This window comes from Streptosporangium sp. NPDC000396, assembly GCF_042898655.1.
In the GTDB taxonomy this organism is placed as follows: Bacteria; Actinomycetota; Actinomycetes; order Streptosporangiales; family Streptosporangiaceae; genus Streptosporangium.
On sequence record NZ_JBIAZA010000001.1, the window covers coordinates 75,193 to 98,094 of the forward strand.

Below are 22,902 nucleotides of genomic sequence, written 5' to 3' on the forward strand. Positions count from 1 at the left end.
GATGGCCCATGGTGAAGTCTCCCTGCCCGTCAGGCTCGCGATCTCGCTCGGCGTGGTGCTCATCCTCGTCCTGGCGCTCGTCCTCGTCATCCGCGGCGCGGCGAGCGCGAGCGGAACACGGCTGACCGCGGCGTTCACCCGTGCCGGGCAGGGGCTGGACCCCAACTCCCCCGTCAAGATCCGTGGCATCACGGTGGGCGAGGTCAGCTCCGTCACGCTGAACGGCAAGGGCCGGGCGCTGGTCGCCATCCGCGTGGAGCCCGGCGTCAAGGTGCCCGAGACCGTCACCGCCTCGATCGAGCCGACCTCGGTCTTCGGTCCCAAGTTCGTCAACCTGATCCTCGGTTCCGGCGAGGCGGGCGGCCCCTATCTGGGGGACGGCGCCCTCATCACCCGGGCGGAGGCGCCCAAGGACCTGTCGGACTCCCTCTCCGACGCCTATGAGGGGCTGGGCGCGGTGGACCCCAACGACATCACGACCATCGTGCACACCCTGGGCCGCGGCCTGGACGGCAAGGGCCCGCAGCTCCGGGAGATCGTCGACAGCACCGGGAAGATCATCGAGGTGGCACACCGGCGCCGCGGGGAGTTCAGGCGGTTCATCGGCGACGCCGGAGCGCTCAGCACCAGCCTCGCCGACAAGGGCGACGAGCTGGTGGCGATCTCCGCCGACGTCAACGTGATCACTCCGGGCCTGCTGAAGCGGGCCGACAAGGTGCGCGCGCTGCTCCGGGAGTTCGACGAGATCTCCCACCTGACCGCGCACGGCCTGCGCAGGCACCGCGGGGACCTCAAGGCCGCGGTGAACTCCGGGGAGCGCGCGGCCGCGCTGCTCTACGCCCAGCTCGGCGTCGCGGGCGACGGCGTGCGGGGGCTGAACCGGCTGCTCGCCGTACTGAACGACCTGGTCACGGGCAAGGGCCCGAACGGCGCCAACCAGATCAAGATGGAAGCTTTCGTCGCGACCGACATCTGCGAGCTGTTCGTCGGCGCCTGCGGCCCCACGAACGGCAGGTGAGCGGATGGCACGGTCGAGAGAACAGGTCCAGCGCCGTTGGACACTCGCCAAGTTCGTCCTCTTCCTCCTTGTGACGAGCACCCTCATCGTCCTGATCGGCGCCCAGATCGCCCGCGTGAACGTGGACGACACCTACACCCTCGTCGGCACCTTCGACGACGTCTCGGGGCTGCACGAGGGCGACCAGGTGAAGATCGCGGGCGCCCCGGTCGGCCAGGTCGACTCGATCGAGGTCGTCAACGGCAAGGCAGAGGTCACGCTCAGCGTGCGGAGCACGGTGAGGGTGCCCTCCGACAGCTCGGCCGCGATCCGGTGGCGCAACACGATCGGTCAGCGGGTCGTCTACCTGGAGCCGGGAGCCGCCAAGGACATGCTGGGCGACGGCGCCCGGGTGAAGCGGACGAGCTCGGTGGTGGACATCGGCGAGCTGGTCAGCGATCTCGGCCCGCTCACCCGCAGCCTGGACCCCGAGCAGATCAACCAGTTGCTGACTGCGGCGGGCGAGGCGCTGGACGGCAACCAGGAGAACATCCCCAAGCTGGTCGACAACCTCGACGATCTGACCACCACGGTCGCCGAGCGCAAGAAGATCATCAAGGGGTTGCTCGAAGACTACGCCACGGTGACCGAGGTGGTCGCCCGCAGGGACAAGCAGATCTCCCGGCTCGTGGACGACCTGGTCGCGCTGACCGGCGCGTTCGCCCGCAACCGCGAACTGGTCGACGACGCCCTGGTGGAGCTGTCCACCACGGTCAAGGTCAACAACCAGGTGCTCGGCCGGAACTCCCAGGAGTTCGGCCGGGTGGTGGACGACATGACACGGCTCACCGGCGGCATCCGGCGCAACATCGGCAGCGTCGAGAAGGTGCTCAACACGATCACCCCACCGCTCCAGCGCTCCTTCCAGGTGACCAGCCGGGGCCACTTCGTCACCTCGGCGGTTCCGTGCCTGGCGCTCGGCCCGCTGCCCTGTCCCTATCCGATGAGCAGTCCCCCTCCGCTGCGCGGCGGCCTCAAGCTGACCAGCACGGGGAACCTGCGGCGAGTGCTGGTGGGGCCCTGATGGCGCTCAAGTCGTTCCGTGACCGCGACAAGAGGCTCGTCGGCGTGGTGTCGATGGCGATCCTCGCCACCGTGCTGGTCGTCACCTTCCTCATCGGCAACCTGGGACTGCTGGAGGGCGGCTACACCATGTCGGCGGTGCTGGCGGACTCCGGCGGTCTGCGCTCCGGCAACGACGTGCGCGTGGCGGGTGTTCCGGTCGGCAAGGTTACCGAGGTCCGCGCCGACTACGGGCAGGGGAACGTCGTGGTGACCTGGAAGATGAACGACGGGATCAGACTGGGCCCGCAGACCCGGGCCGAGGTCACCCTGTCGAATCTGCTGGGCGGCCGCTACCTCAAGCTCACCGGGCCGGTCGCCCGGCCGTACATGGACGAGCTGCCCGAGGACAGGCGGCGGATCCCGATGACGCGGACCGGCACCCCCGTGCTGATCACCGACGCGCTCAAGGACGCCACCCGGCTGGTGCAGAAGCTCGACACCGACGCGGTCGACAAGCTCCTTTCGGAACTGGCGGAGCTCAAGCCCGCCCGGCAGGGCCGGGTCAGCAAGCTGCTCGACGACATCGGCGAGCTGTCGGAGACCATCAGCGAGAGCGAACCCCAGCTCCGGAGGCTGCTGGACAACGGCAACAAGATCATGAAGGTGCTGGAGGCGAAGGACGCGCAGCTCGGCCGCCTGATCGACGCGGTCCAGATCATGCTCGACGAGCTACGGCGCCGCCGTGACGAGCTGAAGTCCTTGCTCGGTGACGGCAGCGAGCTGGTCAACAGCATCACCACCCTGGTCACCCGGCACGAGAAGAACCTGATCGCGGTGGTGGACGACGTGACCGCGATCGGCAACCGGCTCGACTCCACCAGCGGCAAGGCTCTCAATTCCGTCCTGGCCTGGGTCGGGCCCACCTTCTCCGGGCTGGCCACGGCCGGAGGCCAGGGACCGTGGGTGGAGGCCATCGCCACCGGGCTCGGTCCGATCAATCCCGAGGTGCTCGGCGCCATCCGCAAGGACAGGAAGAACCGATGACACGTCGTGGACCAGGGAGGACGGGCCGTTCGCGGCGCGCATCCGGAGCGGAGCGACCCAGATGACACGTGGCCTGCGAGGGGCGAATCGTTCACGCCGCGCGCTCGGAGCCGGACGCCCCATGACGAGAGCGGTCGCGGCACTGCTCGCCGGGGTGCTGCTGGTCTCCGCGGGAGGCTGCTCGCCGTTGCCCGGCGGGGCGGCGTCGTACCGGCTGACGGCCTACTTCAGCGCGGCGCCCTCCCTGTACGAACAGGCCAAGGTGAAGGTGATGGGCCTGGACGCGGGGACGGTGGAGAAGCTCACCGTCGAAGGGGACAGGGTCCGCGCGGACCTGCTCATCGACGGGCAGGTGCCGCTGCCCGCCGATGTCAACGCGGTCGTGGCGGCGCAGAACACGCTGGGCGAGCGGAGCGTGGTGCTCCACCCGCCGTGGAAGCCGGGCCGGGCGAGGATCGCACCGGGTGCGGTGATCCCGCTGGAGCGGACCGACCTTCCGGTGGAGATCGACGACGCCCTGGAGGCGTTCACCAAACTCACCGACGCCCTCGACACCGACAAGATAGGCGATGTGGCCGGGAACCTGGCCGACACGGTCCGGGGCCGGGGCAGGCAGATCAACCAGGCGCTGGCCGACGCCGCCTCGCTGACCCGCACCCTCGCCGGGCAGGACGAGCAGCTGATCGATCTGGCCGAGGGCCTGAACCGGATCGCCTCCAGCCTCAACAAGCGCGAGGGCCAGGTCAAGACGACCATCGACGCCTTCGCCGAGGCCAGTGCCACCCTGGCCGACGAACGCCGGCGCATGGAGCACTTCATCACCGGGCTGGCGCAGTTCGTGCAACGGGGCGACGTGCTGGTCGAGGCCTACCAGGAAAGGCTGCCCAGAGGCGTGGCCAACCTCGCCGAGCTGGTGCTGACGCTGAAGGTGAACAGCGAGTCCGCGGCCAGGGCCATCGCCGGAGCCCGCGGGTTCACCGACAACCTGGTCACGTCCTGGGACAGGGAACATCACCTGATCAAGATTCGCCTGGTGCTCAACGCGATGACACGGGCCTGGCTGAGGCCCCTGTTCGACTCGCTGGGCCTGGGCAGGGTGCCGTGCCTGCCGGGAGAGCTGAGCAACTGCCCCTGGGAGCGGGGAAAGCGGTGAGCGCGGCGGTCGGCGCGGTGGAGCAGGCCGCCCGCGAAGCGAACGAGGAGACCGAATGACCCACCAGCACGGAAAGAAACCGACGAAGCACGCAAAAAGGGCAAATGACCTGCAGTGAGGGTAGGAACCCGACACGGTGAGCACGGCGGCGGGGGCGAACGAGGAGGGCGAGTGACCGGTGGAAAGGGAGGGCGCTCGATGGGACCGTGGGCGCGCCTGACCGCGGGGCTGACCGGGCTCTGCCTGACCGCGGCCTGCACCCTGCAAACCGTGGGTGCGCCGACCGGCGAGCTCACCCTGAACGCGACCTTCGACGACGTGCAGAGCCTGGTGCCCGGGCACAGCGTGCAGGTCTCCGACGTGCGCGTGGGCAGCGTGACCGACATTCGCCTGGAGGGATACCGCGCGAAGGTCACCATGTCCATCGAGGACGGCAACCAGGTGCCCGAGGGCACGAGCGCCGTCGTCGCCAAGACCTCGATCCTGGGTGAGAACTACATCGAGCTGAAGCTGCCCGACGGCAAGGACATGACGACCGGGCCCTTCATGCGAAGCGGCTCGACGATCACCAGGACCTCGGTGAAGCCGGACATCGAGCAGGTCACCGAACGCGCGGGACCTCTGATCGACGCGCTCGGCGCCCAGGACGTGAACGCCGTCCTGGACGCGGCGGCGACCGGGATCGGCGGCAAGGGCAAGGACCTCAACCGGCTGCTCAAGCAGGTCACCGAGGTCACCACCGTCTACGCCCAGTCCCGCGAGGACCTGGCCCGCACCATAGACGGCCTGGCCAGGCTCGGCGACGACCTCGCCAAGGGCTCCGGGGAGCTGGACAGGCTGCCCGGCACGCTCGCGGACGCCACCGCCCGCCTGAACCACGGCCGCAAGCACGTGAAGAAGACACTCCAGGAGCTCACCGCGCTGGCTCGCGAGGTCAACACCACCGTCTATCCGAGACACGCGGCCCGGCTGCGCGCCCTGCTGAACAGGCTCGACGCGGTCTCCAACGCGATGGTCCGCGGCAAGGAGGACCTGAAGGTCCTGGTCGGCCGGGTGCAGCGGTTCATCGACCTGCCGCCGATCGTGGTGAACGGCCAGCTCCTGATCTTCGTCTGGCTCAAGGGGCTGTTGCTGCCCAAACCGAAGAAGAGCCGCGACCGGCCCCGTCTGCCCAACTCGGTGGACGACTTCCGCCTGCTCCTGGAGCCGCCGCGATGAAGAACCGCGTCTGGATCAACCTCGGCTTCTTCGCGGTGCTCGGCGTCGTGATGACCGTCTGGGCGTTCACCAGCGTCATCAAGCTGGATCTCATCGAGCGGCCGTACCGGATCAACGCGGAGTTCCTCTCCTCCCCCGGGCTGGTGCGTGGCTTCGACGTGGCCTACCTCGGCGTCCGGGTCGGCCGGGTCGACGAGGTGTCGCTGGCGCCCGGCAAGATCGTGGTGGGCCTGAGCATCAACCGCGACGTACGGCTGCCGGAGGGCGTCACCGCCGAGGTGCGCCGCAAGTCCGCCGTCGGCGAGCCGTACGTGGAGATCTCCCCGCCCAGATCGGGTGCCGGTGGCACGCCCCTCGCCGCGGGCGCCACCATTCCGCTGGCCAGAACCTCGGTCCCGCTCGACTACAAGAAACTGTTCGACGGGGTCGGCAAACTGTTGAACGCGGTGCCGCCCGAGGACGCCCAGACCATCGTGCACGAGCTGGCGACGGGCCTGGACGGCCGGACGACCTCGATCCGCGAGATCGTGGACAACGCGCACGATCTCACCACGACGCTGGCCGAGAACACCGACCTGCTGGACGACCTGTCGGTGGAGCTGACCCGGCTGACCGGCACGCTGGCGGGCAGGCGCGAGAAGCTGTCGCAGGGCGTGACCGACCTGGCCGGGGTGACCCGGTCGATCCGCGAGTCCCGCAAGCAGCTCTACGCCGCTCTCGAACACGGCCCGGGCTTCTTCCGGCAGGTGGACAACCTGCTCAGGACCGCCCGTCCCGGCTTGTCCTGCGCGCTGACCGCCGCGGGCATGAACTCGGGCGTGCTGTTCACCCCCCGGACACAGGAGAACATCAACCACCTGCTACGGACCGTGCCCACCGCCGAGGCGCTGCTCGCCGACGTGACCGACAGGCGGGCCGACGGAGTGTACGGCAGGGCCACGTTCGTCTTCAGCGTCCCCGGTGGCCCCCGGGCGGCGCGGGAGTATCGAAACCCGCTGTCCCCCCCGAAGGTCCACAAGCTCGGCGCCTGTCCCAAGGGGCCCGCAGTCAAGGTGTCGGCCCGAACCGGCGACGAGGATCCCGGACCGCATCCCACCGACGGCTCACAGGCCGCCGACGAGCCGGCCGCCGACGAGGCCACCGCGTCTGACGAGGCCGTCCCGGCTCCGCGGGAAAGCGACGAACAGACCGGCGCCGAGGCCTCCGCCGGGGCCGGCGACCCCACCGTGAGCGCCGACCGGACCTCGGGTTCGGACCGCCAGAACCTCACCCCTTTCGTCATCGTGACCTTCTTCGCCGTCGTCATCTCCGGCGGCGTGCTCGGCTGGATCGCCGTCGGCCGGGCCTCCCGCCGCCGTGAACAGGAGTAAGCCATGAGCCCTATCCCGCAGCAGCCCGGCGAACGTCCCCAGCGGGCGGACTCGGATCACGTCGAAGCCCCCGGAGAGGCCACGGAACCCACCGGCGCCGTCGACCCCGGCCCGCCCACGGAACCCGCCTCGGTCCTCGACGACACTCCCCCGCCTTCCGCCTCCCGCAAGCCGGAGCCGGCCCTCGCGCCTGCCACCGCCGGCGGGGCCCGGCAAGACCCGGAAGCCACGAACAACGCGGACGGCACGAGCAACCCGGGGGAAGAGGGCGGGGCCCGCGCGGGCTCCAGGGCATGGCGCGGCAGGCTGGTGGGCGCGGTCGTGGCCATGGCGTTCGCGGCGACCGCGGCGACCGCCGTCCTCCAGTGGAGGGCGGCCGACCGGCTGGCCGAGGAGAAGGCCGAGCGCGACGCGGTGTCCGCCCGCGCGGGCGAGTTCGCCGTGGCCCTGCAGACCTACGACTACGCCAACCTCCAGGCCTATCGCGACCAGGTCTTCGCCATCTCCGGCGAGGACTTCGAAAAGACCTACAACGAGGCGTTCAGCCCGCTCGAAGGCGTGATCACCTCGATGAAGGCGAGCTCGTCCGCCTCGGTCCGGGGTGTTTACGTCTCCGAGGTCGGCGAGGGCAGGGCCAAGGCCATCACGGTCGTCGACTCCCAGGTCACCAGCACCGCCGGCACCCGGCGCATGCTCGGCACCTACATGGAACTCGGCCTGATCAAGACCGGCGGCCACTGGAAGGTGAACGACGCCACCGTGATGGGCGCGGCGGAGGAACTCGTCACCGATCCCAACGGCAAGGCCGTCGAACCGACCCCTGAGCCCTCCCCGACGACCTCGGAGAGCACGAAGAAGACCGGGTGACGCGTTCCCCGGGCTGTGCTGTGTTTCCGCCCGACCTTGGCACCGGACCACCCATTGCCCCCGTGAACGCCTAATCTGGGCGAATGCGCGATTGCCTGGTGCTGGCCGGTCCCACCGACGAGATCTACTCCCCCGCCGGAATGGATCTGCTCACCGACGTCGAGCGGGAGCGCGCGGCGAACTTCCGCCACGAGTGCGACCGCCGTGACTTCGTCGCCGCGCATCTCCTGGTACGGCGATGCGCGGCCAAGATCACGGGTGTCCCCGAGGACCGGCTGACGCTGCTGCAGCACTGCGACCATTGCGGGCCGGGGCATGGCAGGCCGTACCTCGCGGAGGTTCCCGAGCTGGGCGTGAGCCTCTCCCACAGCCACGGATACGTGTGCGCGGCGGCGGGTCCGGGCCGGATCGGCGTGGACGCCGAGCATGTCCCCGCGGGTCCCCTGGACAAGTCCCTGGCCTCGCACGCGCTGGCCCCCTCCGAAAGGCCTCTGGTCCGCGACAACGAGGCGCTGATCCGTCTCTGGGTCCGCAAGGAGGCTCTCATCAAGCGCGGTGAGCTCACCCTGGACGGCCTGCGCACGACGGATCTGTCCGCGCTGCCCCTCGAGGGCTCCTCCCTTCCCCGTGCCGGAGAGGAGCCGCGCCGTCTGGAATGGGACGGCAGGCACCTGCTGGAGTGGCGGACCGATTCATGCGTCGCGGTCTGCGCCGTCACCGACCGGCCGGCCGTCCTGGGCTGACCTCCCGAGGCCGGCTCGAGGGCCCTTCATGCGCTGCCGGTCGCGGTGCCCGGCGCGGTCGCCGCGGCCTGCACGATCCGAGCGTCCCCGAGCGAGTCGCCGCTCAGACCGCTCAGACCGCTCAGACCGCTCAGACCGCTCAGACCGCTCAGACCGCTCAGGCCGCTCAGATCAGGATGCCGAGCTTGCCGAGGGTTCCGCCGGTGAAGTCCGTGATGGCCTGGGCCGCCTCGGGCAGCGGATAGGCCTTGGCGAGCGGAATCCGCAGCCGACCCGCGACCACATCTGCGGCGATCCTGGTGAGGGTGGCCGGAGCCGGGTCGGCCATCACGGTCGTGGCCTTGATGTCCCGTTCGGCGGGTTCGTCCGGAGTGAAGTGCACGGTCGAGGCCAGCCGCCCGCCTCGCGCGAGCAGTCCGGCCACGGCCGTGCCGTCACCTGCGAGGTGCAGGGCGGCGTGCACGCCGCCGGGGGCGATGGCACGCACCTGCGCCACCAGATCGGCGTGGTCCACGGTGTGTGCGGCGCCGAGTCCGGTGACGAACTCGGTTTCGGAGCCGGGCCTGGCGGTCGCGATGACGGTGGCTCCGCGAGCGGCGGCGAACTGGATCGCGTACGCGCCGACGCCGCCGGTCGCCCCCGAGATGAGGACCGTCTCCCCCTCGGCGGGGGCGATCGCGTCGACCGCGTTGAGCGCGGCGGTACCGGCCAGACCGAGCGCCCCGGCCTGGCCGTGGTCGAGCCCCTCGGGAATCCGGGCGATGCCGTACGCCTCGTTCACCGCGACGTATTCGGCGAAGCCGCCCTGACCGAGGGTGGGCCGCATCACGACGCCGAACACGTCGTCGCCGACGGCCAGAGTGGTCACGCCGTCGCCGACGGCGGCGACCACGCCGGAGAAGTCCTTGCCGATCACCACCGGGAACTCGTGCTCGAACATCTCCTTGAAGACGCCGCCGAGCACGCCCAGGTCGAAGCCGTTGACCGACGAGGCCCGCACGCGGACGAGCACCTCGCCCGGTCCCGGTTCGGGCGTCGGCAGCTCGGTGAGCGCGGGGGCCACGCCGAAGCCGGTGAACGCTACTGCACGCATATCTTGTACTCCGTCTCTGTGCCGGTGAGGACCTGTCGCCGGGACGTGTTTGCCCGGACACGGCGGTCAAGGCGCCCGCCGCCAGGAAGCGCACATCACGGTGACGGCGAAAGACAGTCACCGCACTTTCTGTGCGCTGGTTACTTCTTGTGCGCATCTGGAGTCTGGTCCACAATGCCGGGATGACGGAAGAAGGCACTTTGCCCCGCGTAACACACACCGATGTTCGTGAGCCGGTCGGCGCCACCAGCCCGACCTGCCAGCTGCGCGACGTTCTCGACCGGGTCGGCGACAAATGGAGCGTGCTGGTCATGGCCCTGCTCGGCACCGGGCCGAAGCGCTACTCCGAGCTGGGGCGGGCGATCGACGGGATCTCTCAGCGGATGCTCACGCTGACCTTGCGGAGCCTGGAGCGCGACGGGCTGGTGGCCCGTACCGTGACCCCCACCTCACCGCCCCGGGTGGACTACACGCTGACCCCGGTCGGCGAGACGCTCTCCGTCGAGGTCAGCTCGCTCATCCGGTGGGCCGACCGACACCGTGAGTATGTGACCGAATCCCGGCACCGTTACGACGAGGCCTGACTGACCCCTTACGGCCCCCGAGCCGCACCGTCGCGGACATGTCGAGAAGGGTGAGCCGATTGAAATCGGCAGTGGCAGGACCGATGTCCTCCGCCGCGCGCAGCTACCGCAAGCCGGGGCTCGCCGCCTCTTCCTAAGATCGCACTGCCTGGCCTCCCCACGCGGTCCCCGGGCCGCTAGCCTGGGATCTTGTGATCTTCGCGCGCGTTTTGATCGCCATTGTGCTCATGGCCGTGGGGCTCCTTGTCAGACCACTCCCGCCGGCTGCTGCGGCGGCCCGGCCAATGCCCGCGGTTCAGGACCGGACCTGCCCGGTCCAGGTCCCCGCCGGCACGCGGTGCGGCTTCCTGCTCGTTCCCGAACGGCGCGGCGTGCCCGGCAGCAGGACGATCAAGGTGGGGTTCGCGGTGCACCGGTCGGCGGCCCCCGACCGTAAGCCCGACCCCGTCGTGTACACCAGCGGCGGGCCCGGCTCGGGGTCAATCCAGCTCACCGGTTACCTGTCGCAGATGACACTCGGCCGCGACCGCGACGTGGTGGTCCTCGAGCAGCGTGGCAGCCGGTGGTCCGAGCCCGCGCTCGACTGCCCCGAGATCGCCCGCGGCGTCCTGGATGCGCTCGCCCGGCCCGGCCCGATGCGGTCAGAGACGGCTGGGATCGCCCGCGGCGCTGGCACCTGCCGCGACCGGCTGGCGAAGGAGGGCGTGGACCTGCGCGGTTACACCACGGCGGAGATCGCCGCCGACGTGGTCGACTTACGCCGGGCGCTGGGCTACGACAAGTGGAACCTGTTCGGGGTCAGCTACTCCACTCGTTCGATGCTGGCCGCGGCGGCGGCCGACCCCGGCGGCGTGCGGTCGGTGGTGCTCGACTCGTTCCTGCCCGCCCAGGTGGACTGGTACGGCGACGCGCCCGGCAACCTCGACGCGACGCTGCGCTCGTTCGGGCCCCAGTGGCGGGACCTGCCCGAGCGGTTCGCCCGGATGGTGGCCCGCTACGACGCGCAGCCCGCGACCGTGGTCACCACCGACCCGTTGACCGGCGGCCGGCTCACGGTCCGGCTGACCGGCGAGGACCTGATGACGATCTTCGCCGAGGCGCTGCACGAGGTGGACTTCATCCCGGTCGCGCCCACGATGATCGGCGCGCTGGCCGATGGCCGGCAGGAACTGCTCGGCGCGCTGGCCGATGCCGCCGGCCCTTCGCTCGTGTCTCGGGCGATGGGGCTGTACTACGCGGTGCAGTGCCAGGACGAGGTCGACCCGGCCGCCGCCGGGCAGCTGGCGCGGCTGTTCACCACGGTCGTGGACCGGGCGGTGTGCCAGGCGTGGCGGCTGCCGTACTCGGCCGGGACGGCGGCGATCACCCAGGCGCCCGTGCTCGTCGTCGGCGGGGCGCTCGATCCGACCACGCCGCCGCGCACGGCCCGATCGGCCGCCGGACAGCTGCCGCGCGGGCGGTTCGTCGAGTTCGCCGGGGTCGGGCACGCGGTGTTCCTGTCCAGCCTGTGCGGGCGCACAGCGATCTCCGCGTTCGTGGCCGACCCGGCCTCCTCCGCGGTGCTCTGCGACCCGGGCCGGGCGCCGAACCAGGTCATCGGGCCGGGAGAACTGCGGCCGACGGCGATGCCGTACCGGATGCTGGTCGGGGGCGAGTGGTGGTGGCTTGCGCTCCTGGCCGTCTTCGCGGCGGTGTCGCTGGGGCAGGTGACCGCAGCCGTCGTCATCGCGGTGCGGCGGTGGCGGGCGGCACGGCGGGGCGCGGAGGCTCCGCGGCTGTGGCGGGTGCTCCCACTGCTGCTCGCGGGGGCCGCAGGGCTCACGTTCTTGGCCCTGATGGCATACGGGCTTTATGAGGTGGCGGCGGTGAATGAGACAGTGCTCGCGGCCGGCGTGCCGGCGAGCATGGCCGGCTACGTCGTCCCGCTCGTCGTGGCGCTGGTGCTGAGCGGGTGGCGCCGGCGGGGCGAGCGGCTGTGGCCGCGCCTGCTCGCGGCGGTGGTGGCGTTCGGCACCCTGCTGTGGTGGTTTCAGGGATTCGCCTGAACGCGGCCACCACGGGTATCCGGCCGACAGGGAATAGTTGAAATTTCATCTATGTTGAAAGGGGCGAATAACCCGCAACACCCACAAAGGACCACAAATGACTCTCGCTCTCTCCACCGACGCCCAGAACCTGCTCTTCCGCGATGCCCGCACGGCCAACACCTTCACCGACGAGCCGGTCGGCGACGAGCAGGTACGGGCGATCTACGATCTGGTCAAGTACGCCCCGACCGCGATGAACCAGCAGCCGCTCCGGATCGTCCTGGTGCGTACTCCCGAGGCCCGCGAGCGCCTGGTCGGCCTCATGGCCCCCGGCAACCGGGCCAAGACCGCCGCCGCCCCGCTGGTCGCCATCCTCGCCGCCGACCTGGACTTCCACGAGGAGCTTCCCCGGCTCTTCCCGCACGCCGCCGGCGCCAAGGACATGTTCTCCGCCGACGAGGCCAAGCGCGCCCAATCCGCCAGGTTCAACGCGACTCTGCAGGTCGCCTACTTCATCCTGGGCGTCCGCGCCGCCGGACTGGCCGCCGGGCCGATGTCCGGTTTCGACGCCGACGGCATCGACAAGGAGTTCTTCGACGGCGACCACACCGTGCTGGCCGTGGTCAACATCGGCAAGCCCGGCGAAAATGCCTGGCGGGACCGCCTTCCCCGTCTCACTTACGACGAAGTCGTCACCACCGTCTGAGGTAAGTTCTGATCTATGGACCGGAAGCCGGCTCAACGGGGTGAGCGCGGCGGCTGCCGGTCGGTTCCGCCGCGCAGTGAAGAAGAAATGGGGAACGCCAGTGAACGATGAGGAGCCCCGCTGGCTCACCTCGACCGAGCAGCGGGCCTGGCGTGCCCATCTGGCCGCCCACAAGCTCCTTGAGCACCGCCTCGATCGTGACCTGCAGGCCTTCAAGCTGTCTCTGAACGACTACGAGATCCTGGTCAACCTTTCGGAGACCTCCGGCCATCGCATGCGCATGAGCGACCTGGCCGACGCCACGATCCAGTCGCGCAGCCGCCTGTCCCACCAGATCTCCCGCATGGAGGCGGCGGGGCTGGTCGCCAGGGAGAACTGTCCCGACGACCGGCGCGGCACCTTCGCCGTGCTCACCGAGCACGGCTGGGAGACCATCCAGAAGATCGCCCCACACCACGTGGCCAGCGTGCGGCAGCACTTCATCGACCTGCTCACCGACGACCAGCTCCACGGGCTGGAGGCGGCCTACGCCCCCGTGGTGGACCATCTGAAGTCCCTCCGCTGAGGGGGCGGCCCGATCGTCCGGACGGACCCACCGGCTCCTTTCACACGTCTTTCACGCGTCAAGGCGGGAAGGACGCCTGAAGCGAAACCGATACCGGCGGGTTCTCCCTTAGTTGACCGAGCGGTCGCTACGATCCGGCCATGTTTGCTCCCCGGACCCTCATCGCCGCGGTGATCGCCGCGCTCTCCCTGGTCACCGCGTGCAGCGGTGGCACCGCCGACGGCACGGCGGCACTGCCCGGCGGGGCCGAGCTGACCAAGAAATCCGCAGAGGCGATGCGATCCGTCAAGTCCGTCGCCTTCACCATGGAGACCGAGGGCACCCCGCCGGTGCCGGTCAAGAAGGCCGGCGGCCGCCTCAGCGAGACCGGCGACGCCGACGGCACCATCCAGATCGAGCTGGCGGGCAACCTCCAGGAGATCACATTCGTCCTGATCGGGGAAACCGTCCACTTCAAGGGCGTGACCGGTGGCTTCCAGAAGATGTCGCGGAGCCAGCTCGCCTCGATCTACGACCCTTCGGCCATCCTCGACCCCGCCAGGGGCATCGTCCAGCTCATGACCAACGCGCTGGATCCGAAGACCCAGGCCGAGGAGAAGGTGAACGGCACCGACGCCTACCGGATCTCGGCCACGCTCTCCCAGAAGGTCCTGGCGACGATGGTGCCCGGGCTCGTCCAGAACGTCGAAGGCACGCTCTGGGTGGACAAGGCCACCAGCCGCCTGCTCAAGGCCGACCTGCCGCTGAACGGCGGCAAGGTGATCGTCGTCTTCCGCGACTACGACGTACCGGTCCGTGTCACCGCACCGGCGGAGTGAGCCGTGACCGACCCCGCGCCCGACCCCTCGACCGGCCCCGCAACCGGCCCCGCGGCTGACCCGGTGACAGGCTCTGCCGCCGCTCCCGTGACCGGCGCCGCCTTCGGCCGCGATCCGGCGGCCCGGCGGCGGACCGCCCTCGGCGTCGGCGGCACCGCCGTGCTGCTGGCGGCGCTGGACGCCTACGTCGTGGTCACCGTTCTCGTCGACATCGCGAAGGACGCCGACGTCCCGCTCAACCATCTGGAGCGGGCCACCCCGATCGTCACCGGCTTCCTGCTCGGCTACATCGCGGCCATGCCGCTGCTCGGCCAGCTGTCCGACCGGTACGGCAGGCGCCCGCTGATCCACCTCTGCCTGGCGGGCTTCGCGGTCGGCTCGGCCATAACCGCGCTGGGCGACACGGTCCCCTTGCTGGTCACCGGACGGAGCATCCAGGGCGTGGCGGGCGGCGCGCTCCTGCCCATCACCATGGCCCTGGTCGGCGACCTGTGGGACGAGCACGACCGTCCGGTGGCCCTCGGCACGGTCGGCGCGGCCCAGGAGCTGGGCAGCGTGCTCGGTCCCCTGTACGGCGCCGCCCTCGCCGCCCTGGTGCCGCCGGCCCTGCACCTGGGCGGCGTCCAGCTCGGCGGCTGGCGATCGATCTTCTGGCTGAACATCCCGCTGGTCGCCCTGGCCGCGGTAGCCGTACAACGATCCGTACCGCCACCGGCGCGCGGTCCGGCGCGAAGCACCCGCGTCGACGTGATCGGCGGCCTGCTGCTGGCCCTCTCGCTGGGCCTGCTCGTGGCCGGGCTCTACAACCCCGACCCGAGCACGTCGGTGCTCCCGCCGTGGGGTCTGCCCGCGATCGCGGCCGGAATCGCGGCCGCCGTGGTGTTCGCTGTGTGGGAGTACCGATCCCGGACCCGGCTGATCGACATGACCGGGGTGCCGCGCGGCCCGTTCTTCGCCACGCTGGGAGTGAGCTTCCTGACCGGCGCGGCGCTGCTGGTCACGCTGGTGGACGTGCAGCTGGCGGCGCAGACGCTGCTGAGGCTGAAGACCCTGGACGGCGCGCTGGTGCTGTCCCGTTTTCTCATCGCGCTCTGCGTGGCCGCGTTGCTGGGCGGGGTCATGGCCCGGCGGTACGGCGAGCGGGCGGTGGCGATCGCCGGGCTGGTGCTCGCCACGGCCGGCTACGTCCGCATCGGCCAGTGGCCCGTCGACCTGGCCGCCGCCGGATATCGCATGGATGCCGATCTGGTCGTCGCCGGGCTCGGCCTCGGCCTGGTGATCGCACCCGTCTCCTCCGCGGTGCTTCGGGTCACCCCGGCCGCGCAGCACGGCGTGGCGTCCGCGGCGGTGGTCGTGGCGCGGATGATGGGCATGCTGCTCGGCGTCGCCGGACTGTCGGCGTGGGGCTTCCACCGGTTCCAGTCGCTCACGGCCGATCTGGACACGCCGCTGCCGTTCGGCGTGGATCCCGTCGTCTACGCCGGGCGGCTCGCCGAGTACGAGAGCAAGGTCCGGGCCGCCCTGCACACCGAATACAGCGAGATCTTCCTGCTCACCGCGGCCCTGTGCGCGGCAGGGGCGCTGGTGGCGCTGCTGCTGCCGCGCAGGCCCGGGAACACGGTCGCACGGTGAACCGGATGACCGCCCGGGAAGACCGCGACGCGGCACGGGCCGTCCCGGCGCGGCCCGAACGAAAGTGATCCGCCTCGCGGCGGGACGCCCGCCCCGTCAGGCGGGCGAAGGCGAACGGCCCGGCGCGGGCCGGGCCGTTCGACGGGACGTCACTTCTTCTTCTGGCTCTTCTGAGGCGGCCGCTTCTCACGGATCTTCATCGTGACCTCGATGGGAGAACCGGCGAAGCCGAACTCCTCACGGATCCGGCGTTCGATGAAGCGGCGGTAGGTCTCCTCAAGGAAGCCCGAGGTGAACAGCACGAACTTGGGCGGCTCCGTCGACGCCTGGGTGGCGAAGAGGATCTTGGGCTGCTTGCCGCCGCGGACCGGGGGCGGGGTGGCCGCGACCAGGTCGGTGAGGAAGGCGTTGAGGCGGGCCGTGGGAACCCGGGTGGACCAGGAGTCGAGCGCCTTCTCAAGGGCCGGGACGAGCTTTTCCACGTGCCAGCCGGTCTTGGCGGAGATGTTGACCCGCAGCGCCCACGGCACGCGGATGAGCTGGCGGTCGATCTCCTTCTCCAGGTAGTAGCGGCGGTCCTCGTCGAGGAGGTCCCACTTGTTGAACGCCACGACCATCGCACGGCCGGACTCGATCACCAGGGAGATGATCCGCAGGTCCTGCTCGGTCAGCACCTCGCTGGCGTCGATGAGCACGACCGCGATCTCCGAGCGCTCCAGGGCGCCGCGGGTCCGCATGCTCGCGTAGAAGTCGGCGCCCTTCAGCTCGCGGTCACGCCGGCGGATGCCGGCGGTGTCCACGAAACGCCAGGTCTTGCCGCCGAGCTGGATCAGCTCGTCGACCGGGTCGCGGGTGGTGCCCGCCATCGGGTCGACAAGCACGCGCTCCTCACCCGCCACCTTGTTCAGCAGCGAGGACTTGCCCACGTTGGGCTTGCCGAGCAGGGCCACCCGGCGCGGGCCGCGCTCGGTGCCGAAACGCTGCTGCGGCGTCTCCGGCAACGTGTCGAGGATCACATCCAGCAGGTCGCCGCTGGAGCGGCCGTGCAGGGCGGAGACCGGGTACGGCTCGCCCAGCCCCAGGGACCAGAGCCCGGCGGCCTCCATCTCCATCTGCTGGTTGTCGACCTTGTTCGCGGCGAGGATGACCGGCTTGCCGGAGCCGCGCAGCACGTGGCCCACGATCTCGTCGGCGTCGGTCACGCCCACCACGGCGTCCACCACGAAAAGGATCACGTCGGCCAGCTCGGCCGCGATCTGCGCCTGCTCGGCGATCTTCAACGCCATGCCGGTCGCGTCGGGATCCCAGCCGCCGGTGTCGACCACCGTGAACCGGCGCCCGCGCCAGGTGGCGTCGTAGGTGACCCGGTCACGGGTCACGCCCGGAACGTCCTCCACGACCGCCTCCCGGCGGCCGATGATCCGGTTGACCAGGGTGGACTTGCCCACGTTGGGGCGGCCCACCACGGCCACGACCGGCTGCGGGCCGGAGTCGGGGCCCGCCTCCTCGAAGTCAGAGCTGTCGTCGGTACCCAGATCGGCCAGCTCAAGCTCGATCCAGCCGCTGTCTTCCGCGTATTCCTCCGTCACGCCTTTTCCTTAATCAACCGCAGTATTTCGGCGATGACCTCTTCCAGGTTCATCTCCGTGGTGTCCAGCTCGACGGCATCGGCCGCCGCTGCCAGCGGGTCGGTCTTGCGGGTCGAGTCCAAGGTGTCGCGCCGGGCCATCGCGGCCTTCTGCGCCTGCACCGTGGTGCCGGTGAGCTCCGCCGTACGGCGCAGCGCCCGGGCATCCGCGCTCGCGGTCAGGTAGATCTTGACCGGGGCGTCCGGAGCGACCACGGTGCCGATGTCACGGCCCTCGACGACGATGTCGCCCGCACCGATGATCTCGCGCTGCTCGGCCACCAGCCGGCGCCGCACCTCGGGCACCGCGCTGACCGCGGAGACGGCGGCGGTGACCTCGGAGGTGCGGATGGCCACGACGGCGTCCGCACCGTTCACGGCCACCGACGGGGCGTCGGGGTCGGTTCCCATCGAGAGAACCGGCTCCAGCGCCCTTGCCGCGATCGCCTCGGGATCGGCGAGGTCGACGCCCTGCTGGAGCATCCACCACGTGATCGCCCGGTACATCGCCCCGGTATCGAGATAACGCAGCCCCAGCGCCCGCGCGACCCCGCGCGACGCACTCGACTTACCCGACCCCGAAGGACCGTCCATGGCGACGACCAGTCCGGTCACGGCGCCTCTCCCTTACAGCCCGCTTCAGTTGTTCTGTACGAGGCTACCGGCCCCGAAGGCGGAACCACGCATCAAGCGGCCGGAGCCCCCGGCGGACGCCCCGGGCGGCGTCCGGCCTCCGCACGGGCGATCGCGGCCGCGGCCCGCCTGCGCGGGCCGCGGAAAGAGCTACGGCCCGCGCAGGCGGGCCGCGGAAAGAGCTACGGCAGGTGCCAGCCGTGGGCACGCAGGGCCTCCGACAGCACGGCCACCGCTTCGGGCTGCACGAACAGGTCCGCGGCACCCAGCGGCAGGCCGGGGGCGTGCTCCAGCCGGACGTCCTCGATGTTGACGCCCGTCTCCTCGGCCACCTGGAACAGCCTGGCCAGCTCGCCCGGCCGGTCGCCGATGATGACCTGGACGGTCGCGTAGGTGCGGGCCGGACCTCCGTGCTTGCCGGGGATGCGGCCCGTGCCGGCGACGCCGCGGCGCAGCAGCTCGGTGACCCTGTCCATGGCCTCCGGATCGGCCGAGGCCCGCAGCGAGGCGGCCGCGGCGGCCAGGTCGGCCGCCACCGCCTCCAGCACGTCGGCCACCGGCAGCGCGTTGCCCGACAGGATCCCGGTCCACAGGCCCGGATCACCGGCCGCGATGCGCGTGACGTCGCGGACGCCCTGCCCGGCCAGGCCGAGCGCGGTGGCCGGGGCTTCGGCGAGCCGGGCGGCCACCGCGGAGGCGGCCACGTGCGGCGCGTGCGAGACGAGCGCGACGGCCCTGTCGTGCTCGGCCGCGTCGACCTGGACGGCCTCTCCGCCGCAGAGCTTGATCAGCCCGCGCAGTGCCTCCACCGCGTCGGGCGAGGTCTCCTCCGTCGGGCACAGCGCCCACGGGCGTCCCAGGAACAGGTCGGCCCGGGCCGCGGCGGGCCCTGAGCGCTCCCGGCCCGCGAGCGGATGCCCGGCGATGTATCTGGTCAGATCGCAGCCGAGATCCGCGGCCTGCCGGAGGGGAAGCACCTTGACGCTGGCCACGTCGGTGTAGAACCGTGCCGCCCCGGCCTTCTGAAGCCGGGCGAGCTGGTCGGCGACCATGTGAGGCGGAACCGCGATGACCGCCACGTCCACGCTCTGCTCGCCGGTCCACTCGATGCCCGCGCCCAGTTCCCGCGCCAGCCGTACGGCTCCCGCGTCACGGTCGGCCAGGTGGACGGTGACACCCTGCTCGCGCAGGGCCAGGGCGACCGAGGTGCCGATCAGGCCCGTACCGACGACGAGAACGCTCTCCAGATCGCTCACGCGTGCTCCTTGGACGTCATGACGCATGATGGGATCACTGGGCGATGTCCACGCGCAAGGCCACCGCACCGCGCAGGTAGACGTGCTGGATCTCCTGGCGTGGCCGGTCGGTCTCCACGTGGGCCATCAGCCGTACGACACGGGGCAGCGCCCCCGGCACGTCGATTTCGGACGCACAGATCAACGGAACGTCGTGGAAGCCGAGCTTGCGAGCGGCCAGGGCCGGAAACTCTGCGGTCAGGTCGGGCGTGGCCGTGAAGATCACACTGATCACGTCGTCGGTGGTGAGCCTGTTGCGGCTCATAACCTCTGTGACCAGCTCGGTCACGCCGGACAAGATGGCGTCTCGGTCGTTGCTCTCGACCTGGATCGCCCCCCGGATCGCCCGCACCATCGTTCGCTCCTCCATACCGCTCACGCCGGACCGCCCGCGGGGGCGATCCGGCGTGTCCTAAACGTGCGTGTTCTGGAAGGTTACAGTCCAACGGCGGCGTAGAGCTCGCCGACTTCCTTCACGGTCAGCGCACGGACCGTGCCCGGCTTGAGACGACCGAGCTTGACCGGACCGAACTCGATGCGAGCCAGGTCGATGACCGGATGCCCGACCTCCTCCAGCATGCGGCGGACGATGTGCTTGCGGCCCTCGTGAAGGACGATCTCCACCAGTGCCTGTTGCCCGTGCTCCTGGACGAGGGTGAAGGAGTCGGCCTTGGCGATGCCGTCCTCCAGTTCGATGCCCTTCTTCAGGCGGCGGCCCAGGTCGCGTTCGATCCGGCCGGGGACCTTCGCCCAGTATTTCTTCTGCACGCCGTAGCTCGGGTGGGTGAGCCGGTTGGCCAGTTCCCCGTCGTTGGTGAGCAGGATGAGACCCTCGGTCTCGGTGTCCAGGCGGCCCACGTGGAACAGCCTCTCGGTGCGGTCGGCCACGTAGTCGGCCAGCGAGGGGCGGCCCTCGGGGTCGGACATGGTGCTGACAACGCCGATCGGCTTGTTGATGGCGAGGTAGACCAGATCGGGCATCGTCGGCAGGCGCTTGCCGTCGACGTGGATGACCTGCTTGGCCGGATCGACCCGGGCGCCGAAGCGGCGGACCACCTGGCCGTCGACCGTCACCCGGCCGTCACCGATCATCTCCTCACACGTCCGGCGGCTGGCCACACCCGCCTGGGCGAGGACCTTCTGCAGCCGGACACCGCCGGGGACCTCGGTGGTGTCGCGCTCGTCGACGTAGTCGCCGTCGTAGAAGTCCGGGTCCCGGCGGGGCTGGCGGGAGGTCTTGAAGCGGTCGTTCTCGATCGTGCCGGGCCTGCGCTCGGCCTTCGCCGCGGGACCACGGCCCCCGGCGGTACGGCGCTCGCCGTAGGAGCCGGTCCGCTTACCGCCGATCGTCTGGACCTCGTCCCGGCGATCGGTCTTGCCGAACCGGCTGCGGGAACCCCCGCGAGGCGCCTCACCACGGTCACGGTCCGGGGCGAACCGGCTACGCGAGCCATCGCGCTCGGCACGGAAACCGCCACGATCATCGCGGCGCGGCGCATCGGACCGGAACCCACCACGGTCGTCCCGGCGGGGCGCGTCCGAACGGAAACCACCACGATCGTCCCGGCGGGGCGCGTCCGAACGGAAACCACCACGATCGTCCCGGCGCGGCGCATCGGACCGGAAACCACCACGGTCATCCCGGCGCGGCGCGTCCGAACGGAAACCACCACGATCGTCCCGGCGGGGCGCGTCCGAACGGAAACCACCACGATCGTCCCGGCGGGGCGCGTCCGAACGGAAACCGCCCTGCGACCCGCCTCCCGGCCTGTCGTACCTGCTACGCGAGCCATCGCGCTCGGCGCGGAAACCGCCACGGTCGTCCCGGCGCGGCGTGTCGGACCGGAAGCCGCCGCGATCGTCACGCGAACGATCCGAACGGAACCCACCACGGTCATCGCGACGCGGCGCGTCCGAGCGGAACCCACCACGATCGTCACGACGCGGCGCATCGGAGCGGAAACCGCCCTGCGACCCGCCTCTGGAGTTGCCGCCCCCACGGGGGTTACCACCGCGCGGGGCTCCGCCACGGCCTCGACCGCGTCCATCACCGGACGGGGTACTACGCCTGCTGTTCACTACTTCTGCTCCTCTAGGGTTTCCACGTCGTCGGGCAGGAACGGTGCCAGTTCGGGAAGCTCATCGAGATCCTTCAGGCCCATCCGCTCGAGAAAATACGAACTTGTCCGGTAGAGCACCGCCTGGCTCTCCGGGTCGGTGCCGGACTCTTCGACCAGCCCCCTCGCCACCAGCGTGCGCATGACGCCGTCGCTGTTGACGCCTCGGATGGCCGCCACCCGCGCCCGGCTGACCGGTTGCCGGTAGGCGACCACGGCCAGGGTCTCCAGGGCGGCCTGGGTGAGCCGTGTCTGCTGGCCGTCGCGGACGAACCGCTCCACGAGCGGCGCGCACTCGGCTCGCGTATAGAACCGCCAGCCACCCGCGACCTCTCTAAGGTCGAAACCCCGACCGGCCTCGGTGTATTCCGCCGACAGTTGACGGATCACCGTGGCTATCTCCTGGACGGGCCGTTCCAGCACCTGGGCGAGGGTCATCTCGGTGACCGGCTCGTCGACTACGAGCAGGATGGCCTCCAGCCCGGCGCGCAGATCCGCCTCGGGCGCCACGTCAGTCATCGGAAGGCTCTTTCTTGGTGCTCTTGTCGTAGTCGTCGACCACGGCGACATCCCCGTCGTCGCTGCCGGTCCAGGTCACGTGCAGTTCCCCGAGAGGCTCCATCTGGTCGAAGGAGACGGCGGCCTCCCGATAGAGCTCCAGGACGGCCAGGAAACGCGCGACGACTTCGAAAGTGCCGGCGCAGTCGGCGGTGAGAGCTCTGAAGGTCGCCCGGCGCACTCGCCGCAGCCGCTCGACAAGGATAGCCGCCTGCTCGCGGACATTGGCGAGTGGTTGATAGATGTGGGCGACGGAGACCGACGGGGGCTTCTTTGGCGCGAAGGCCCGCTGGGCGATCTCAGCGAGGCGGTCGGGGCCGATGCCCAGGATCAGGGCCGGGAGGAGGTTGGCGAACTGGGCCTCCATCGGCACGATCCTGGGGAAGCGCAGGGCCTCCTCGGCCATCCGGCTGGAGAAGACCTTCACGACCTCCTTGTAGGCCCGGTACTGCAGCAGGCGGGCGAACAACAGGTCACGGGCCTCCAGGAGGGCGAGGTCTTCCTCGTCCTCCACCTCGCCCGACGGCAGCAGCCGGGCCGCTTTGAGGTCGAGCAAGGTCGCCGCGACGAGCAGGAAGTGACTCGTCTGATCCAGGTCCCACTCCGGGCCCCTCGCGCGGATGTAGGCGATGAACTCGTCGGTGACCTGGCTGAGCGACACCTCGGTGATGTCCAGTTTGTGCTTGGAGATCAGACCGAGCAGCAGGTCGAAGGGACCCTCGAAGACCTCCAGATGCACTCTGAAGGTGTCGACGGCCGTCTGTGGCTGCTCGGTCATACCGCCATTGTC

The 22,902-nt window shown here is 70.4% G+C and carries 22 protein-coding genes; 14 read left to right on the forward strand and 8 right to left on the reverse strand.

The window, feature by feature from the left end; genetic code table 11:
• Position 1: 1 nt before the first annotated feature.
• The 8 genes from ACFY2X_RS00330 to ACFY2X_RS00365 all read left to right on the forward strand — a co-directional run bounded on the left by ACFY2X_RS00330 (position 2) and on the right by ACFY2X_RS00365 (position 8,457).
• Entirely contained in the window at positions 2 to 1,018 is a 1,017-nt protein-coding gene (locus tag ACFY2X_RS00330) for an MlaD family protein (protein WP_389930129.1), read from the forward strand.
• A gap of 4 nt (positions 1,019 to 1,022) precedes the next feature.
• Complete coding sequence (locus ACFY2X_RS00335) at positions 1,023 to 2,081, forward strand: MCE family protein (protein ID WP_389930131.1); 1,059 nt, start codon at positions 1,023 to 1,025, stop codon at positions 2,079 to 2,081.
• On the forward strand, positions 2,081 to 3,106 hold the full coding sequence (locus tag ACFY2X_RS00340) for an MlaD family protein (protein WP_389930134.1): 1,026 nt from the start codon (positions 2,081 to 2,083) through the stop codon (positions 3,104 to 3,106). The genes ACFY2X_RS00335 and ACFY2X_RS00340 overlap by 1 nt, the downstream gene beginning before the upstream one ends.
• 121 nt (positions 3,107 to 3,227) lie before the next feature.
• Positions 3,228 to 4,259 (forward strand): MCE family protein, encoded by a 1,032-nt coding sequence (locus ACFY2X_RS00345; RefSeq protein ID WP_389930137.1) that lies wholly within the window; start codon positions 3,228 to 3,230, stop codon positions 4,257 to 4,259.
• Positions 4,260 to 4,457: 198 nt separating this feature from the next.
• On the forward strand, positions 4,458 to 5,477 hold the full coding sequence (locus ACFY2X_RS00350) for an MCE family protein (RefSeq protein WP_389930140.1): 1,020 nt from the start codon (positions 4,458 to 4,460) through the stop codon (positions 5,475 to 5,477).
• Positions 5,474 to 6,847: an MCE family protein gene (locus ACFY2X_RS00355; protein WP_389930142.1), complete on the forward strand. Its 1,374-nt coding sequence runs from the start codon at positions 5,474 to 5,476 to the stop codon at positions 6,845 to 6,847. Before ACFY2X_RS00350 ends, ACFY2X_RS00355 begins: the two co-directional genes overlap by 4 nt.
• A gap of 3 nt (positions 6,848 to 6,850) precedes the next feature.
• Positions 6,851 to 7,714, forward strand: a complete 864-nt coding sequence (locus ACFY2X_RS00360) for a hypothetical protein (protein ID WP_389930144.1) — start codon at positions 6,851 to 6,853, stop codon at positions 7,712 to 7,714.
• An 83-nt stretch (positions 7,715 to 7,797) separates the two neighbouring features.
• The gene (locus tag ACFY2X_RS00365; protein ID WP_389930147.1) at positions 7,798 to 8,457 is read left to right on the forward strand and encodes a 4'-phosphopantetheinyl transferase superfamily protein; all 660 of its coding nucleotides are present in this window, start codon (positions 7,798 to 7,800) and stop codon (positions 8,455 to 8,457) included.
• A gap of 166 nt (positions 8,458 to 8,623) precedes the next feature.
• Here the strand turns inward: ACFY2X_RS00365 and ACFY2X_RS00370 are convergent, their stop codons facing one another.
• A complete protein-coding gene (locus ACFY2X_RS00370) occupies positions 8,624 to 9,550 on the reverse strand; it encodes an NADP-dependent oxidoreductase (RefSeq protein WP_389930149.1) in 927 nt (308 codons plus the stop codon).
• 200 nt (positions 9,551 to 9,750) lie between these two features.
• On the opposite strand from ACFY2X_RS00370, the gene ACFY2X_RS00375 reads away from it, so the two are divergent.
• The 6 genes from ACFY2X_RS00375 (at position 9,751) to ACFY2X_RS00400 (ending at position 15,882) form a co-directional block, all read left to right on the forward strand.
• The gene (locus ACFY2X_RS00375; protein ID WP_389930152.1) at positions 9,751 to 10,134 is read left to right on the forward strand and encodes a winged helix-turn-helix transcriptional regulator; all 384 of its coding nucleotides are present in this window, start codon (positions 9,751 to 9,753) and stop codon (positions 10,132 to 10,134) included.
• Between the two features lie 284 nt (positions 10,135 to 10,418).
• Complete coding sequence (locus tag ACFY2X_RS00380) at positions 10,419 to 12,179, forward strand: alpha/beta fold hydrolase (protein WP_389930155.1); 1,761 nt, start codon at positions 10,419 to 10,421, stop codon at positions 12,177 to 12,179.
• A 97-nt stretch (positions 12,180 to 12,276) separates the two neighbouring features.
• On the forward strand, positions 12,277 to 12,867 hold the full coding sequence (locus ACFY2X_RS00385) for a malonic semialdehyde reductase (RefSeq protein WP_389930158.1): 591 nt from the start codon (positions 12,277 to 12,279) through the stop codon (positions 12,865 to 12,867).
• A gap of 100 nt (positions 12,868 to 12,967) precedes the next feature.
• Entirely contained in the window at positions 12,968 to 13,432 is a 465-nt protein-coding gene (locus tag ACFY2X_RS00390; protein WP_389930161.1) for a MarR family winged helix-turn-helix transcriptional regulator, read from the forward strand.
• Between the two features lie 140 nt (positions 13,433 to 13,572).
• The gene (locus ACFY2X_RS00395; RefSeq protein WP_389930165.1) at positions 13,573 to 14,250 is read left to right on the forward strand and encodes an LppX_LprAFG lipoprotein; all 678 of its coding nucleotides are present in this window, start codon (positions 13,573 to 13,575) and stop codon (positions 14,248 to 14,250) included.
• A 3-nt stretch (positions 14,251 to 14,253) separates the two neighbouring features.
• Positions 14,254 to 15,882 (forward strand): MFS transporter, encoded by a 1,629-nt coding sequence (locus ACFY2X_RS00400; RefSeq protein ID WP_389930167.1) that lies wholly within the window; start codon positions 14,254 to 14,256, stop codon positions 15,880 to 15,882.
• 149 nt (positions 15,883 to 16,031) lie between these two features.
• Here the strand turns inward: ACFY2X_RS00400 and der are convergent, their stop codons facing one another.
• The 7 genes from der to ACFY2X_RS00435 all read right to left on the reverse strand — a co-directional run bounded on the left by der (position 16,032) and on the right by ACFY2X_RS00435 (position 22,890).
• Positions 16,032 to 17,471, reverse strand: coding sequence for a ribosome biogenesis GTPase Der (gene der / locus ACFY2X_RS00405; RefSeq protein ID WP_389930170.1), 1,440 nt, complete (start codon positions 17,469 to 17,471; stop codon positions 16,032 to 16,034).
• Positions 17,468 to 18,124 (reverse strand): (d)CMP kinase, encoded by a 657-nt coding sequence (cmk, locus tag ACFY2X_RS00410; protein WP_389930173.1) that lies wholly within the window; start codon positions 18,122 to 18,124, stop codon positions 17,468 to 17,470. Before cmk ends, der begins: the two co-directional genes overlap by 4 nt.
• A 200-nt stretch (positions 18,125 to 18,324) precedes the next feature.
• Entirely contained in the window at positions 18,325 to 19,425 is a 1,101-nt protein-coding gene (locus ACFY2X_RS00415) for a prephenate dehydrogenase (protein ID WP_389930176.1), read from the reverse strand.
• Positions 19,426 to 19,432: 7 nt separating this feature from the next.
• Positions 19,433 to 19,792 carry a chorismate mutase gene (gene aroH / locus ACFY2X_RS00420; protein WP_389930179.1) on the reverse strand — a complete coding sequence of 120 codons (360 nt, stop codon included), beginning with the start codon at positions 19,790 to 19,792 and terminating at the stop codon, positions 19,433 to 19,435.
• Positions 19,793 to 19,872: 80 nt separating this feature from the next.
• Entirely contained in the window at positions 19,873 to 21,516 is a 1,644-nt protein-coding gene (locus tag ACFY2X_RS00425) for a pseudouridine synthase (protein WP_389930183.1), read from the reverse strand.
• Positions 21,516 to 22,073: an SMC-Scp complex subunit ScpB gene (gene scpB / locus ACFY2X_RS00430; protein WP_389930186.1), complete on the reverse strand. Its 558-nt coding sequence runs from the start codon at positions 22,071 to 22,073 to the stop codon at positions 21,516 to 21,518. The genes ACFY2X_RS00425 and scpB overlap by 1 nt, the downstream gene beginning before the upstream one ends.
• Positions 22,066 to 22,890, reverse strand: coding sequence for a segregation and condensation protein A (locus tag ACFY2X_RS00435; RefSeq protein ID WP_389930189.1), 825 nt, complete (start codon positions 22,888 to 22,890; stop codon positions 22,066 to 22,068). The genes scpB and ACFY2X_RS00435 overlap by 8 nt, the downstream gene beginning before the upstream one ends.
• Positions 22,891 to 22,902: the final 12 nt, after the last annotated feature.